The sequence below is a fragment of the Rariglobus hedericola genome, from assembly GCF_007559335.1.
GTDB lineage: Bacteria > Verrucomicrobiota > Verrucomicrobiia > Opitutales > Opitutaceae > Rariglobus > Rariglobus hedericola.
This window is the reverse complement of record NZ_VMBG01000001.1, coordinates 1,448,510-1,464,144: the sequence shown is the minus strand read 5'-3', so window position 1 is coordinate 1,464,144 and position 15,635 is coordinate 1,448,510. Positions and strand designations below refer to the sequence as shown.

The following is a 15,635-nucleotide window of genomic DNA, read 5'->3' as shown; positions in this document are numbered from 1 at the left end:
CGATCAAGGCGTGGACGGGAAGGCGGCGTCGAGGGCGAGGTTGAGCTGGAGGATGTTCACGCGCTGGGGGGTAAGCTGACCGCCTTCGGTGTGGCGGGCAACCAGTTCGTTGAGTTGGGCGCGACGGGCGGCATCGAGGTGGCGGGCGGTGGCGACGCGGTCGAGTTGCACGGCGACGGCTTCGGGCGAGAGGTGCGGATCGAGTCCGCTGCCGCTGGTGGTGGCGAGGTCGGCGGGTTGTCCGGCGGGCGCGGCGGCGAGGCGGTCGCGGAGCTTGGCGCTGGTCCACGCGAGGTTGCTGGCACCGGAGGCGACGGTGGCAAAATCGCCGGCCGACGGGCGCGAGGTGAAGTAACGGTTGCTGGTGAACTTTTGCGCGAGAAGCGCGGAGCCGACGACCCGGCCGTCACGCGTGAGGAGCGAACCCTCGGCGGCATCGTGGAAGGAGAGGCGGCCGACGGCCCAGACGGCCAGGGGGTAAACGACACCGGTCAGAACGGTGAGAACGAGGAAGAGGCGCAGGGATTGAAGGAGAGTTTTCATGAAGAGAGGGAGTTTAGTTTTTGGCCGGCCAGTCGACGCGGGAGTCGGCCGGGTGGTCGTGATCGTTTGAATGTAATCCGCTCCAGCGACCGAGGGAGAAAAGCAGAATGCCCGCGGTGAGCAGAAGGAGCACGGTGAGGGCGTCGGTGAAGCGGCGGGGTTTCATGGAGGGCGTCTTTAGGAGGACGAACCTCCTGGTCCGTCGGTTTGGATGAGTGAGGAGGGCGATGATGAAGGGGACGGACCAGGAGGTCCGTCCTCCGTTAGGCGAGGTGCAATGTGACGAGGGCGACATCGATGAGCTTGATGCCGATGAACGGGGCGATCACGCCGCCGACGCCGTAGATGAGGAGATTGCGGGCGAGCAGGGACCGGGTGGAACCCGCACGGTAACGCACGCCGCGGAGGGCGAGGGGCACGAGGGCGATGATGATCAGGGCGTTGAAAATCACCGCGCTGAGGATCGCGCTCTCGGCGGAGTGCAGGCCCATGAAGTTCAAGATCGAGAGCGGGCCGGTGGCGCCGCCGGAGACGGCGTAGAGACCGGCGAAGAGTGCGGGGATGATCGCGAAGTATTTGGCGACGTCGTTGGCGATGGAGAACGTGGTGAGCGCGCCGCGGGTCATGAGCAGTTGTTTGCCGATGGAAACGATCTCGATGAGCTTCGTGGGATTACTGTCCAGATCGACCATGTTGCCGGCCTCGCGGGCGGCTTGCGTGCCGGTGTTCATGGCGACGCCGACATCAGCCTGGGCGAGCGCGGGGGCGTCGTTGGTGCCGTCACCGGTCATGGCGACGAGGCGGCCGCCGGCCTGTTCTTCGCGGATGCGCGCGAGCTTCATCTCGGGCGTGGCTTGCGCGAGGAAGTCGTCCACACCGGCCTCGGCGGCGATGGCCGCGGCGGTGAGCGGGTTGTCGCCCGTGATCATGATGGTGCGGATGCCCATGCGGCGCAGCTCGGCGAAACGCTCTTTGATGCCGCCTTTGACGACGTCTTTTAAGTAAACGACGCCGAGGACCTGCGGGCCGTCGGAGACAACGAGTGGTGTGCCGCCGGCGCGGGCGACGCGATCAACCGAGGCGGTGACTTCGGCGGGCCACGTGCCGTGCTGGGATTCGATCCAGGCGCGGACGTTGTCGGCGGCGCCTTTGCGGAGGGAGCGGCCACCCGGCAGGTCTACGCCGCTCATGCGGGTTTGCGCGGTGAAGGGAACGAATACGGCTTGGGCAGTGGCGGGCTCGGGCTGGCGCAAGTTGAACGACTCCTTGGCGAGGACGACGATGCTGCGGCCCTCGGGCGTTTCGTCGGCGAGGGAGGCGAGACGGGCGGCGGCGGCGGTGTCGGCGGCAGTGAAGCCGGGCGCGGGAATGAACTCGACGGCCTGGCGGTTGCCGAGGGTGATGGTGCCGGTCTTGTCGAGCAGGAGGACGTCGATGTCGCCAGCGGCTTCGACGGCGCGGCCGGACGTGGCGATGACATTGCGACGGGTGAGGCGGTCGATGCCACTGATGCCGATGGCGCTGAGCAGGCCGCCGATGGTCGTGGGAATGAGGCACACGAGCAGCGAGACGAGCACGGGAATCGAATCGCTGACGGCGCCCGGTTGTCCGGCGAGTTGTTCGGAGAAACGCGCGAAGAAAGGCAGCGTGGCGACGACCACGAGGAAGACGGCGGTGAGCGCAACCAGGAGGATGCCGAGGGAAATCTCGTTGGGTGTGCGCTGGCGCGAGGCACCTTCGACGAGGCCGATCATGCGGTCGATAAAACCACCGCCGGGTTCGACGGAGACGCGGACCACGATGCGATCACTCAAGACGCGCGTTCCACCGGTGACGGCACTGCGGTCGCCACCGCTCTCGCGGATAACGGGGGCGGATTCGCCGGTGATGGCGGACTCGTCCACGCTGGCGATACCCTCGGTGACCTCGCCGTCGGCGGGAATGGTGTCGCCGGTTTCGCAGACGACGATGTCGCCCTTGCGCAGGTCGGCGGCGGAGACGGATTCTTCGCGGTTGCCGATCAGGCGGCGTGCGGTGGTTTTGGTGCGAAGGCGTTTAAGGGTGTCGGCCTGGGCCTTGCCGCGCCCCTCGGCGATGGCCTCGGAAAAATTGGCGAAGAGGACGGTGAACCACAGCCACAACGTGATCTGCACGGTGAAACCGGAAAGTGCGCCGGCGAGCGCGTCGTGGATGGCGACAATTGTGACCAACAGCGCACCGAGGGCGGTGATGAACATGACCGTATTGCGACGCAGGACGCGCGGGTCGAGCTTACGAAACGAGTCGAGCACGGCGCGGGTGAAAAGAGCTGAATTCCAGGTGGAGGAATTTGATTTCATAAAATAATCGGAAATGGAGGGACCGGAGTTTGTAACTTATTAAGTTACAAACCGGCTTGGTTTAGAATGTGCGGCCAGAGGTGAGGAGGAGGTGTTCGAGGACGGGGCCGAGGGTGAGCGCGGGGAAGTAGGTGAGGGCGGCGACGATCACGATGACGCCGATGAGGAGGGCGGCGAAGAGGCTGCCGTCGGTGGGGAACGTGCCGTCGGACGGTGGCGTGGTTTTTTTGGCGGCGAGACTGCCGGCGAGCGCAATGACGGGGATGAGGACGGCGAAACGGCCGATGAGCATGGCGAGCGCACCGCCGTAAGTGTAGAGATTACCGGTCGCGGTGAGGCTACCGAAGGCGGAGCCGTTGTTGTTGGCCATCGAACCCCAGGCGTAGAGGATTTCGGTGAGGGCGTGCGGTCCGCCGTTGCCCACGGCGGTGCGTCCGGCCTCGGTGGCGAACGACGCGGCGCAACCGACGAGCACGGCGAGACACGGCACGAGGACGGCGATCGCAGCCATCTTGACCTCGAAGGACTCGATTTTTTTGCCGAGGTATTCGGGGGTGCGACCGACCATGAGTCCGGCGAGGAACACGGTGAGGATCACGATCATGACCATGCCGTAGAGGCCTGAGCCGATGCCGCCGAAGATGATTTCTCCGAGCAGCATGTTGAAGAGCGCGATGCCGCCCGCCAGCGGAGAGAGGGACGAGTGCATGGCGTTGACGGAGCCGTTGGAGGCGACGGTCGTGGCGTTGGCCCAGAGCAACGACGGCGTGATGCCGAAGCGCACTTCCTTGCCCTCCAGCGCGAGAGAAGCGGACCCGGGCGAGCTGTATTCACTCCACAATGACAGACTGAGCGCGCCGATTAAGAAAGCGGTCATCACGCCGAAGAGCACCCAGGCGTGACGGCGTGCGCCGGTGAGGCGGCCGAAGGCGTAAACGCAGCCGGCGGGCAGGGCGAGGATGGCGAGGGTTTGGAGAAAGTTGGAGAGCGGTGTGGGGTTTTCGAAGGGGTGGGCGGAGTTGAGCCCGAAGAAACCACCGCCGTTGGTGCCGAGTTGTTTGATGGCGATCTGTGAGGCGGCGGGGCCGGACGGGATGATCTGCTGCGCGCCTTCGAGGGTCGTGGCGGTGGTGTAGCCGGAGAACGACATGACGACGCCCTGTGAAACGAGGACGACGGCGAGGAGGAAGCTGAGGGGCACGAGCACGTAGAGCGTGGTGCGAACGAGATCGGCCCAGACGTTGCCGAGGCCTCGGGTAGATTTGCGGGTGAGACCGCGGGCGAGGACGGCCATGACGGCGAGGCCGGTGGCGGCGCTGAGGAAGTTTTGCACGCCGAGGCCGGCCATCTGCGTGAGATAGCCGAGAGAGGCTTCACCGGAATAGGCCTGCCAGTTGGTGTTCGTCATGAACGACACAGCGGTGTTGACGGCGACACCGAGCGGGACGGCCGAGAAGTCGGCGGGGTTGAGCGGCAGGCGGGCTTGGAGGAGTTGGAGCGCGAACACGGTGACGAAGCCCAGCACGTTGAAGATGATGAGTGCGCCGGCGTAGTGTTTCCAGGTCATGTCGGCGCGGGCGTCGATGCCGCCAAGGCGGTAGATCACGCGCTCGACGGGGAGCAGCCAGCGGAGAAATCTTGGCGGTGTGCCTTCGAGGACGCCGGCGAGCCAGCGGCCGAGGAGCGGCGTCACGGCGAGGAGCGAGAGCAGGAAGAGCGCGAGATACGCGAAGTCGGATGCGGTCATGTCCGCAGAATAGCGGAGCGGGGCGGACTTGGGTAATTAAGAGGAGGCGCGGGGGCGTTAAGAAAACGTTAACGCGAGGACAATGGAGGCATTTTTGGAGTTGGGCCTGGGGGCGTTTGGGATTTCAGTGACGGACTGATGCCTTACTTCGATCACAATGCCACAACGCCGCTGGCAGCGGTTGCCCGCGAGACGTGGCTGCGTGCGCAGGACGAGGCTTGGCATAATCCGTCGAGTCCGTATCGCACGGGAGCGCAGGCGAAGATACGGCTGGAGGCGGCGAGGGAGAAGTTTGCGATTTTGCTGGGCGATGAAGCAGAGCGTTATGTGTTCACGTCGGGCGCGACCGAGGCGGCGAATGCGGTGATCGCGTGGTGGGCGAAAACCTTGCCCGCCGATGCGGTGATCGCGGTGAACCCGACCGAGCATCCGTGTGTGCTGGAGCCGTTAAAGAACCATTTTGGAAACCGTATCAAGTGGCTGAAGTTGAATTCGGAAGGCATTGTTGATTTCAATGATCTGAGGGTTTGTAACTTATTAAGTGACAAACTGGATCGTTCTGCGGGTGTTCTGGGCGCGGAGATTGCGAGTAGACCGGGCAAAGTGGCGGCGGTGGTGGTGATGGCGGCGAATAATGAGACGGGGGTGTTGCAGCCTTGGAATGAGATCGCTGTAGCGTGCGCGGAGGCAGGGGTGGCGTATCTCTGCGACGCGTCGCAATGGCTCGGAAAGCTTCCGGCGGGCGGGGTCGGTGGCACCGGATTTGTCATCGCGGCGGGGCATAAATTTGGCGGTCCGAAGGGAGTCGGCTTGCTCAAGCTCGCTCCTCAAAGCGAGGGATTGCGCGCGCAGCTTGGCGGTGGTCAGGAACGCGGGCAGCGCGGGGGCACGGAGGATTTTCCGGGGATCGCGGCGATGGGTGCGGCGCTCGCGGATGCCGAACAGAAGAAGGTTTTCTTAGAGACCGAACGCCTGACGTGGCGCGAAGAGTTTGAGCGCGAAGTTGCTGCGATGGTGCCGGGTGTGCGCGTGGTCGCGGCGGGTGCCGACCGGCTGTGGAATACGGTGTCGCTGGTGATGCCGTTTGCGGATAACACGCGGTGGGTCACGCGGCTCGATAAACGCGGGTTTCAGGTGTCCACAGGCTCGGCGTGCGCGACGGGGAAGGGCGGGCCTTCGCATGTGCTCGCGGCGATGGGCTTCGATGCGGAGACGGCGAAGCGCGTGGTGCGCGTGAGCTCCGGCTGGGAGACCACGCGCGAGGACTGGCAGGCTCTGGCCACCGCATTCGGTGCGGTGGCCGGTGAGTTGCGCTGACTTACTCGGTCTTTTTCGGCTTCACGTGGAAGACGCTGAGCACGACCACGAAAAATACCGGGATAAGGAAAATACCGAGGATGGTTGCGCTGATCGTGCCGGCGAGGACGCCGGTGCCGATGGCGTTTTGACTGCCCGAGCCGGCGCCGCTGGCGATGGCGAGCGGAGTCACGCCGAGACCGAAGGCAAGTGAGGTCATCAGGATCGGGCGCAGACGCTGACGGGCGGCGTGGACGGCCGCTTCGGCGAGGCTCATGCCTTTCTCGTAGTTTTCCTTGGCGAACTCGACGATGAGGATGGCGTTTTTCGCGGAGAGACCGGCGATGGTGAGCAGGCCGACCTGGAAATAAACGTCGTTGGGCATGCTGCGCAGGAGAGCGCCGATGAGCGTGCCAAGCACGCCGAGCGGGATGACCATGATGACCGACGCGGGGATGGACCAACTCTCGTAGAGCGCGGCAAGACACAGGAACACGATGAGGATCGAGATCGCGTAGAGCGCGGGCGCCTGCGAGCCGGAGAGACGCTCTTCATACGACAGGCCGCTCCACTGGATGCCGAAGCCGGGCGGGAGTTTTTTGGAGAGTTCGACAATGGTGTCCATCGCTTCGCCCGAACTGTGGCCGGGGGCGGGTTCGCCGAGAATGGCGATCGAAGGCGTGCCGTTGAAACGCTCCAGCTTGGGCGAGCCATAGGTCCAGCTCGCGGTGGAGAAGGCGGAGAACGGCACCATGCCGCCGGTGGAATTGCGCACATACCAAAGATCGACGTCGGACGGCAGCATGCGGAACGGGGCGTCACCCTGAAGGTAGACTTTTTTCACGCGGCCCTTGTCGATGAAGTCGTTGACGTAGGAGGATCCCCAGACGGTCGAGAGCGTGCGGTTGATTTCGGCGAGGGACAGACCGAGGGCACCGGCTTTTTCCTGATCGATCGCGAGACGATACTGCGGGGTGTCGTCGAGACCGTTGGCGCGCACGCTGGCGAGCGCGGGATGCTGGCGGGCGAGCCCGAGGAATTGATCGCGCGCGGCCATGAGCGCCTCGTGGCCCTGGTTGGCGTTGTCGGTGAGGCGGAAATCGAAACCGGTGGCGCTGCCGAGTTCGAACACGGCGGGTGGCACGAAGGCGACGGTGAAAGCCTCTTTGATTTGCGAGAACTTACCCATGGCACGCTTTTGGATGGCATCGACTTTTTGGTCGGCGCGTTTGCGCTCGTCCCAGTCCTTGAGACGGACGAAGCCGAAGACCTGGTTTTGGCCGGAGCCGGAGAAACTGAAGCCGGTGACGCCGAACATGCCTTCGACGGATTCCTTTTCGTCCACGAGGAAGTGGTGCTCGATTTTTTCGAGAACGGCCAGCGACTGCGCCACGGTGGAGCCGGGAGGAAGCTGCGCCTGCACATACATGATGCCCTGGTCCTCGGCGGGCAGAAAGCCCGTGGGAGTGCGGACGAAGAGCCAGCCGAGCACGACAAGGAGAATGGTGTAGACCAGCATCGAACGCTTGCCGCGTTTCACGAGGCCGCCGACGCCCTTGGCGTAACGGTCGGCGTTGCGATCAAAGATCTTGTTGAACCAGCCGAAGAAACCGCGATCAGAGGCGTGGTGGCCCTTGGCGATGGGCTTGAGCATCGTGGCGCAGAGCGCGGGTGTGAGCACGATGGCGACGATTACGGACAGGGCCATGGCCGACACGATGGTGATGGAGAACTGGCGGTAAATCACGCCGGTGGAGCCGCCGAAAAACGCCATCGGGATAAACACGGCGGAGAGCACCATGCCGATTCCGACGAGGGCGCCGGTGATCTGGTCCATGGATTTTCGCGTGGCCTCGACGGGAGACAGTCCTTCCTCGGACATGATACGCTCCACGTTTTCGACGACGACGATGGCGTCGTCCACGAGGAGACCGATCGCCAGCACTACGCCGAAGAGCGTGAGGGTGTTGATGGAGAAACCGGCAATCGCCATGATGGCGAACGTGCCTAGCAACACGACCGGCACCGCGATGGTCGGAATGAGCGTGGCGCGGAAATTTTGAAGGAAGAGATACATCACCAGGAACACCAGGATGACGGCCTCGACGAGGGTCTTGATCACCTCGTGAATGGAGAGTCGGACGAACGGCGTCGTATCCAACGGATACACGGTCTTTACGCCGGGCGGAAAAAACGGTTCGAGTTCGGCGATACGGGCGCGGATGGCGTCGACGGTTTCAAGGGCGTTGGAACCGGTGGCGGGACGAATGGCCATGCCGACCGCGGGTTGTCCGCTGAATCGGGCGTCACGGGTGTAGCTCTCGCTGCCCAGTTCGATGCGGGCGACATCTTTGAGAAGCACGCGGGAGCCGTCGGGATTGACGCGCAGGAGAATCTTCTCGAACTCGCCGGCCGTCTGCAGGCGGGTCTGGGCGACGATGGTGGCGTTGAGGAGCTGTTCTTTCACCGCAGGCAGACCGCCGAGCTGACCGGCGGAGACCTGGGCGTTTTGGGCGCGGATGGCGTCGGCCACCTCGGCGGTGGTGAGCCGGAAGTTGACGAGCTTGTTCGGGTCGAGCCACACGCGCATGGCGTATTGGGTTCCGAATACCTGAATGTCGCCGACGCCGGGAACGCGGCTGAGCGGATCCTGAATAGAACCGACGACCAAGTCACCAAGGTCGGCGGTGTTGAGGGAGCCGTCGGTGGAAATGAAGCCGACGACGAGCAGGAAGTTGCGGACGGATTTGTCGACGCGCACGCCCTGCTGCTGCACCTCCTGCGGGAGGAGCGGCATGGCGAGGGAAAGCTTGTTCTGAACCTGGACCTGGGCGGTGTCGGCGTTGGTGCCGTTGTTGAACGTGAGGGTGATCGCGACGTTGCCGGCGGAGTCACTGGTGGCCTCCATGTAGCGGAGGTTGTCGATGCCGCTGAGCTTTTGCTCGATGACCTGCGTGACGGTGTCTTCGAGGGTCTTGGCGGAGGCGCCGGGATAGACGGCATTGATGGTGATCGCGGGCGGGGCGATGCTTGGGTATTGCGAGATCGGCAGGCCGACGATGGAAAGGACGCCGGCCACCATGATGACGATGGCGATGACCCAGGCGAAGATGGGACGGTCGATGAAGAAGCGGGCCATGAGCGGAGGACGGATTACGGAGGACTGAGGACGGACGGAGCGGCGTTCGCTCAGCGGGCGGCGACGGTGGAGGCCGGGACGTTGGTGGCGGGAACCGGTTTCACGACGGCGCCGGGACGGATGCGCTGAAGGTTTTGCACGATGACCTGATCGCCCGCTTTGAGTCCGTCGGCGATGAGCCATTGGTTGCCCACGGCGCGATCGGTGCGGAGGACGCGCAGCTCGACCTTGTTTTCGGCGCCGACGACCAGCGCGGTGGCCTCGCCCTTGGAATTACGGGTGATGGCGAGCTGCGGAACGAGAATCGCGTCGGGGGTGGTGCCTTCCTGGAGACGCGCGCGGACGAACATGCCGGGGAGGAGTTCGTTTTTCGGATTGGGGAAAATCGCGCGGAGGGTGATCGAGTTGGTCGAGGCGTTGACGGTCACATCGGAGAACTGGAGGGTGCCGTTCTGGGAGTAGACGCTGTTGTCATCGAGAAGCAGTTCGGCCTTGGCGGCGCTTTCGCCGGCGCGCTGGAGTTTGCCGGCGGCGAGGTCGCGGCGGAGGCGGAGCACATCGGTGCTGGATTGGGTGAGGTCGACGTAAAGCGGGTCGAGCTGCTGGATGGTGGCGAGCAAGGTTGCGGTGCCTTGCTGCACATAGGCGCCCTGGGTGACCTGCGAGAGTCCGATGCGACCGGAGACGGGGGCGGCGACGCGCGTGTAGCCGATGTTGATGTCGGCGGTCTGCACGGCGGCTTTGGCGGCGGCGACGTCGGCCTCGGCGGCGAGGTGGGAGGCGGCAACGTCATCGTATTCCTGCTGGCTGATGGCGCGGGCATCGATGAGCTTTTTGGAGCGATCAGCCTGGAGGCGGATCACGGCGGCGTTGGCATCGGCTCGGGCGAGGTTGGCCTTGGCGCTGTCAAGGGCTGCCTGATAAGGAGCCGGATCGATCGTGTAGAGAAGCTGGCCCTCCTTCACGTCGCCGCCCTCGGTGAAGTGACGCTGGAGCACGATGCCGCTGACGCGGGCGCGCACTTCGGCGACGAGAAAGGCGGAGGTGCGGCCGGGCAGTTCACGGGTGAGGGTGATGGCCGACGGAGCTACGGAAATCACGCCGACCTCGGCGGGCGCGGCCGGAGCGGCGGCGGTTTTTTTGGAACACCCCGCGAGCACAAGAATGGAGGCAAAGGCGGCGGGCAGAAGGACGTGTTTCAGCGACATGTGGAAAAATTAAGCTGGGACTGGAATCAGGAAGTGATCGATGGCAACCGCTTGGGGAGATTTGTAGTAAAAAAAACGACCGAGGCGATGGACGGATCATTTATCTTATGAATTTGATTCCGGTCGCGGGGTGATGTCGGCCTAATGCGCGTCTTTCATGCGTCTTCGCCGGATCACGTTGCAGCACTTTCGCAATATCCCCCTTGCCGAACTGGCATTCGAGGGACGGCAGCAGTTTTTTGTCGGCGATAATGGGCAGGGGAAAACCAATTTGCTGGAGGCGGCCGGTTTCGTGAGTGCGTTGCGCTCGTTTCGCACGGCGGACACGCGGGTGCTGATCGCGCAAGGGCAGACGGAAGCGGCACTGGCCTGTGAGTTTGAGCACGAAAAATTCGGGGTGACCAAGCTGGTGATCAAGCTGCGTCCGGGCGGAAAAGAAGTGTGGTGCGATGGCGAAAAAGTGACACGACTTGGGGACTATCTCGGCCGGTTTCCCACCGTGGTATTTTCTTCGCAAGACCAGCAACTCGTGCGCGGCGCGCCGGGACTGCGTCGGCGGTGGCTGGACTTCACGCTGGCGGCGATGGACACGGCTTATTTGCGCGCGCTGCAGACTTATCACAAGGCGCTGGCGGAGCGGAATGCGTTGCTCAAACGCGGCGCGGGCGGTGGGGAGTTGGGTGCGTTTGAAAAACCGCTGGCGACGGCCGCGGCGGAGTTGCAGGTGAAGCGCGAGGCAGGTGTCGCGGAGCTGGCGGCGCATGTGGCGACGGCGTATGCGCAGATCGCGGACGACGCGGAGCAGGCGGGGCTGCGGCTGGCGCCGGATATCACGGCGGAGAACGCGCACGCGTGGCTCGGCGTGTTCGAACGCGGGCGGGCGCGTGACGCGCAGTTTCGCACGACGCTGGCGGGGCCGCACCGTGATGATTTGTTGTTCACGCTGAACGGCCGCACGGCGAAGGACTATGGATCGGAAGGGCAGCAACGCAGCTTGGTTCTGTCGTTGCAGCTGGCGCAGGTGAGTTTTTTCCGCGCGCGCATGGGCGTGGAGCCGTTGCTGCTGGCGGACGACGTGCTGGGCGAACTCGATCCGGAGCGGCGGAAACGGTTTTGGGCGACGTTGGGTGAGTCGCGTCAGGTGATCGCAACGGGCACGAGCCTGCCGGACGCCGAGCTGGGCTCATGGGAAGTATTTCGCGTGGCGGCCGGCGCATTTGCGAAGGAGACTACTTTATGAATCTTGAACCGTGGCAACTGGTGCTGGCGATTGTCGGGGCGGTGCTGGTGGGCGTGTCGAAGACCGGCATCGCAGGACTCGGCATGCTGTTCGTCGTGATGTTTGCGAACGTCATTCCGGCGAAACAATCGAGCGGCTTCGTGCTGCCGCTGCTGATCTTCGGTGACGTGGTCGCGGTGTGGTCGTATCGAGCGCACGCGAAGTGGGCGCATGTTTTCCGGCTGATGCCATGGACGGCGGCGGGCGTGGTGCTCGGGTATTTTGCGATGGGGCGTATCGACGACCGGCAGGCGCGTGTGCTGATCGGCGTGATCATTCTCGTGATGGTGACCGTGCAGTTGTGGCGGCGCTGGCGCGCGAAGCCAGGCGAGTTGGCGGAGCATGGTGCCTGGTTCGCGCCGACCATCGGCGTGCTGGCGGGATTCACCACGCTGATCGCGAATGCGGCGGGTCCGCTGATGGCAATTTATCTGCTGGCGATGCGACTGCCGAAGATGGAATACGTGGGCACGGGCGCGGTATTTTTCCTGCTGCTCAACTGCTTCAAGGTTCCGTTCATGGTGAACCTCGGACTGATCACCACGGACAGTTTTGGCTTCAACCTGATGCTGGCGCCGGCGGTGTTCCTCGGGGCGATGATGGGGCGGAAACTGCTGCCGAAGATCAATCAGAAGCTCTTTGAAAATCTGGCGCTTGGCCTGAGCGCGGTGGCGGGCATAAGACTCTTGTTCTAAACATGGCGCGCATGAACGTGAGGCAGATGTGGGCGGCGAAACTGGCGGGCGGGGCGGTGCCTGCGCCGAAGGCCGGCGGCCCCTCGCGTGTGACGGGAGCATCCGTGGGGACGCAGGCGGTGTTTTCGTTGCAACGCGCGCCATTTTCCGGAGCGGTGCTGGGCATCGATCCGTCGTTGCGCGGAACGGGTCTGGCGTTGATCGAGTTTTCTCCGACGAAGCAGCCGGTGTTGTTGCGCTGCCGCACGCTGAAGATTCCGGCGAGCCGGCCGATGTCGTATGCTCTCGGCGAAATTCACCGGGCGGTGGCGACGTTTCTAAACGATTTTCAAGTGAAGCATGTGGCGTTGGAACAGACGATCTACGTGCAGAATTTCCAGACGGCGCAAATTCTCGGCGCAGCGCGCGGTGCGGCGATCTCGGCGGCGGCGCTGGCGGGGCTGGATATTTTTGAATACGCTCCGTTGCGCGTGAAGCAGGCGGTGACCGGCGCGGGCCGCGCGAGCAAAGAGCAGATGGCGCGCACGGTGATGTCGATGCTCGGTCACGGAGCAGTGCTGGCCAGCGACGAGGCGGACGCGGCGGGCGTGGCGCTGTGTCACGCGTTCACCTGGCGGGAGTGAGCGGGGTTGCTCAGCTCTTCCCTAACGCGGCTTTCAGGACGCGGCCGAGATCGCCGACACGGTAGGGCTTGGTGAGATAGCCGACGAAGCCCATGTCGAGATAACGACGGGCCATGTCTTCGCTGTCGTAGCCGCTGTTGACGATGGCGCGCACCTCGGGGTGGAGATCGCGGAGCTGTTTGAAACACTCCTCGCCGCCCATGCCGCCGACGACGTTGAGGTCGAGGATGACGGCGTCGTAGGGGCGGCCGACATTGAGGTAGCGACGGTAGAAGGTGATCGCGTCCTCGCCGGTGCGCACGACGTCGTGCGTGTAGTCGAGGCTCGTGAGCATGCCGGCGGTGAGCTCGCAGATCTTGACGTCGTCATCGAGGAACAAGATGCGGCCCGTGCCGAAGCGCAGCGCGGGTGCCGTGCGGACCTCTTCTTCGACCGGACGGTCGGCCGTGGGGAAGAACAGCGTAAAGGTCGTGCCGGTGCCGACGGTGGAATCGACGCCGATCTGGCCGCCATGCTGGCGGACGATGGAGAGAACGGTGGCGAGGCCCAAACCGGTGCCGGTTTTCTTGGTGGTGTAGAACGGTTCGAAGATTTTTTCGATGTGACCGGGCGGAATGCCGCTGCCGTTGTCCTGCACCTCGATCTGCACGTAGTTGCCGGCGGGCAGCGGCGGGACGTCATTTTCGGCGAGGCGGACGTTGGTGGCGCGCAGTTGCACGCGGCCTTTGCTGACGTCGGGCATCGCTTGAAGCGCGTTGATGATCAGATTTTGGAAAACCTGGATGATCTGTCCGCGATCCACTTGGATCGGGGCGACGGTTTCGGGCGCCGTCACGGTCACGACCGCGGTGGTGCCGGCGGCGGCGATGCGCACGGCATCCTGAAGAATGTCACCGGTGTCGATGACCTGCTGGACGGCGGAGGCGCTGCCTTTGGCGAACGTGAGGAGCTGGCGCGTGAGCGATTTGGCGGCCATGCACGCGCTTTCGGCGTCCTCGAGCTTGGTGTAGTCGCGGTTGTCCTTGGCGGTGGAAATACCACCGAGGATGGTGGTGAGAAGGTTGTTGAAATCGTGGGCGATACCGCCGGCGAGTTGACCGAGTGAATCGAAGCGGTTGGCTCGGATAATTTCCTCGGGCGTGAGGGTCATCTCCTGCGGATCGCGGAAAACGACGACGATGCCGGAGGAGCCGTCGTCCTCGGCCCGGAGCTGGCGCGTGGTCCAGATGACGGGTAGCGCGGGCTTGTCGTGGTTATTGGATACAAGCGAGTGCTCGGCGTAGAGACGCGGCTGTTCCTCTGCGGCGAGCACGAGGTCGACGGCGGTGTCGTCGGGGCAGCCATCGTTGCGACGGACGAGCTTGAAGACCTCGGTGAGCTTGAGATTACGGGCCTCGGGGAGAGTCCAGCCGGTGAGCTTGGCGGCTTTTTCGTTGAGGTAAATCACCTGCGCGTGGGCATCGGTGACGACCACGGCTTCGTTGAGTGTATCGAGCAGGCCGGGAAGCAGTGTGGGCGGGACGAGACCTCCGCCGGTGCCGGGTGGCAACGGCAGGATGAAGCCGACGGCGCGGAGCAACTCGCGCTTGCGCGACCACTGGCGGTGGGTGCCGATGATCACCGGTATCTGGCGTCCATCGGGGGAGCGAAGGCTGAGCGAGCTGGTGAAAAACGCCGTGCCGGGATCGATGGACGAAAGCCATGCGACGAGGCCCTGCTCGGCGACGGATTCGGGGAGGATTTTGAGCAGCGAGTGGACGGAGGGCTCAACATCGTCTTCACCGATGAGGCTGGTCAGTGCGGAGGAAAACCAGTGTTCGGAACTGGTGAAATCGAGATCGAACAAGGCGAGCGGGCCGGACTCGGCGATACGTTCAAGACGATCCTCACTGGCGACGCCGAGCTCTTCGGATTCCTTGCGCTCGGTGATGTCGAAATTGACGCCGAGCACGCGTTGCAGGGAACGGTCGGGCCCGAATAATTGCAGGCCGGAGGAGTGCACCCAGACGTAGTGGCCCAAGCGGTGGCGAAGGCGGAATTCGGCGGAGAAATCGCGGTTGCCGGTGGCGGGTGGTTTCGCGACGCGATCGGGCAGTGCCGCGGTATCGTCAGGATGAATCAAGGCGGCCCAACTTTCATGGGTGCGCGGGGCCTGGCCGGGGGCGTAGCCGAGCATTTTTTCCCAAGCGGGCGACGGGGTGATGACGCCGGTGGCGAGATCCAGATCGAAGAAACCGAGCGGGCCCTGCGTGGCGAGCAATGTGGTGCCCTCGACCGCGGGGGACGAGGCGGCGGTGGTGACATTGGCGGCCGGCGAACCAACGGACGCACTCACCGCGGCAGATGCGGACGGGGTCGCGTCTGTCGTGACGAGTTGGATACGTGCGAAGTAGGCGGCGTCGGTGCCATGGGCGGCTTGAAGCTCGATGCGCACATCGAAGGCGGAGACGGGTTCGAACGGCTGGACTTGGAGCTTTAAAGGACGTCCGAGCGCGGTGGCCACGAGGACTTCCCATTGCGATTCACGCCAGCCGGGTTCGCTGGAGGTAACCTCGAATGCAAACAAGGTGACGACCAGCTGGCCGATCAGGTCTTCGCAGGGCGTTTGCCAGATGCGGCCGGCTGCATCGTTGGCGGCGCGCACCGTGCCGGTTGCGTCGAGCACCAGGAGCGCGGTATCAGGAAAAAGTGAGTTCGATGCGGAAGGATTCACTCTGCGACTTTAGGCAATGGCGGAGGCGAAAAGGATGTCGCGACTGTTTGCGT

General features: G+C 64.0%; 11 protein-coding genes. 4 read left to right on the top strand and 7 right to left on the bottom strand.

Annotation, left to right across the window (positions count from 1 at the left end):
• Positions 1-3: 3 nt before the first annotated feature.
• The 4 genes from kdpC to kdpA all read right to left on the bottom strand — a co-directional run bounded on the left by kdpC (position 4) and on the right by kdpA (position 4,629).
• The gene (gene kdpC / locus FPL22_RS06385; protein WP_144229268.1) at positions 4-543 is read right to left on the bottom strand and encodes a K(+)-transporting ATPase subunit C; all 540 of its coding nucleotides are present in this window, start codon (positions 541-543) and stop codon (positions 4-6) included.
• 13 nt (positions 544-556) lie between these two features.
• Complete coding sequence (locus tag FPL22_RS17670) at positions 557-709, bottom strand: hypothetical protein (protein WP_162525212.1); 153 nt, start codon at positions 707-709, stop codon at positions 557-559.
• 97 nt (positions 710-806) lie between these two features.
• Positions 807-2,882, bottom strand: coding sequence for a potassium-transporting ATPase subunit KdpB (gene kdpB, locus FPL22_RS06380; protein WP_144229267.1), 2,076 nt, complete (start codon positions 2,880-2,882; stop codon positions 807-809).
• Positions 2,883-2,943: 61 nt separating this feature from the next.
• Positions 2,944-4,629 (bottom strand): potassium-transporting ATPase subunit KdpA, encoded by a 1,686-nt coding sequence (kdpA, locus tag FPL22_RS06375; RefSeq protein WP_144229266.1) that lies wholly within the window; start codon positions 4,627-4,629, stop codon positions 2,944-2,946.
• Between the two features lie 138 nt (positions 4,630-4,767).
• Here kdpA and FPL22_RS06370 point away from each other — a divergent pair, with 138 nt between their 5' ends.
• On the top strand, positions 4,768-5,946 hold the full coding sequence (locus FPL22_RS06370) for a cysteine desulfurase family protein (protein ID WP_144229265.1): 1,179 nt from the start codon (positions 4,768-4,770) through the stop codon (positions 5,944-5,946).
• A 1-nt stretch (position 5,947) separates the two neighbouring features.
• Here the strand turns inward: FPL22_RS06370 and FPL22_RS06365 are convergent, their stop codons facing one another.
• Both FPL22_RS06365 and FPL22_RS06360 read right to left on the bottom strand, forming a co-directional pair.
• Positions 5,948-9,064: an efflux RND transporter permease subunit gene (locus FPL22_RS06365; protein ID WP_144229264.1), complete on the bottom strand. Its 3,117-nt coding sequence runs from the start codon at positions 9,062-9,064 to the stop codon at positions 5,948-5,950.
• Between the two features lie 50 nt (positions 9,065-9,114).
• Positions 9,115-10,272: an efflux RND transporter periplasmic adaptor subunit gene (locus FPL22_RS06360; RefSeq protein ID WP_144229263.1), complete on the bottom strand. Its 1,158-nt coding sequence runs from the start codon at positions 10,270-10,272 to the stop codon at positions 9,115-9,117.
• A gap of 157 nt (positions 10,273-10,429) precedes the next feature.
• On the opposite strand from FPL22_RS06360, the gene recF reads away from it, so the two are divergent.
• Genes recF through FPL22_RS06345 form a run of 3 tightly spaced genes read left to right on the top strand, consistent with a single transcriptional unit; the run spans position 10,430 to position 12,869 of the window.
• Positions 10,430-11,512, top strand: a complete 1,083-nt coding sequence (gene recF, locus FPL22_RS06355; protein ID WP_144229262.1) for a DNA replication/repair protein RecF — start codon at positions 10,430-10,432, stop codon at positions 11,510-11,512.
• The gene (locus tag FPL22_RS06350) at positions 11,509-12,246 is read left to right on the top strand and encodes a sulfite exporter TauE/SafE family protein (RefSeq protein WP_144229261.1); all 738 of its coding nucleotides are present in this window, start codon (positions 11,509-11,511) and stop codon (positions 12,244-12,246) included. Before recF ends, FPL22_RS06350 begins: the two co-directional genes overlap by 4 nt.
• Before the next feature lie 2 nt (positions 12,247-12,248).
• Positions 12,249-12,869: a crossover junction endodeoxyribonuclease RuvC gene (locus FPL22_RS06345; protein ID WP_144229260.1), complete on the top strand. Its 621-nt coding sequence runs from the start codon at positions 12,249-12,251 to the stop codon at positions 12,867-12,869.
• A 10-nt stretch (positions 12,870-12,879) separates the two neighbouring features.
• On the opposite strand, the gene FPL22_RS06340 is transcribed toward FPL22_RS06345, so the two are convergent.
• Positions 12,880-15,582: a hybrid sensor histidine kinase/response regulator gene (locus tag FPL22_RS06340; protein ID WP_144229259.1), complete on the bottom strand. Its 2,703-nt coding sequence runs from the start codon at positions 15,580-15,582 to the stop codon at positions 12,880-12,882.
• Positions 15,583-15,635 lie beyond the last annotated feature (53 nt).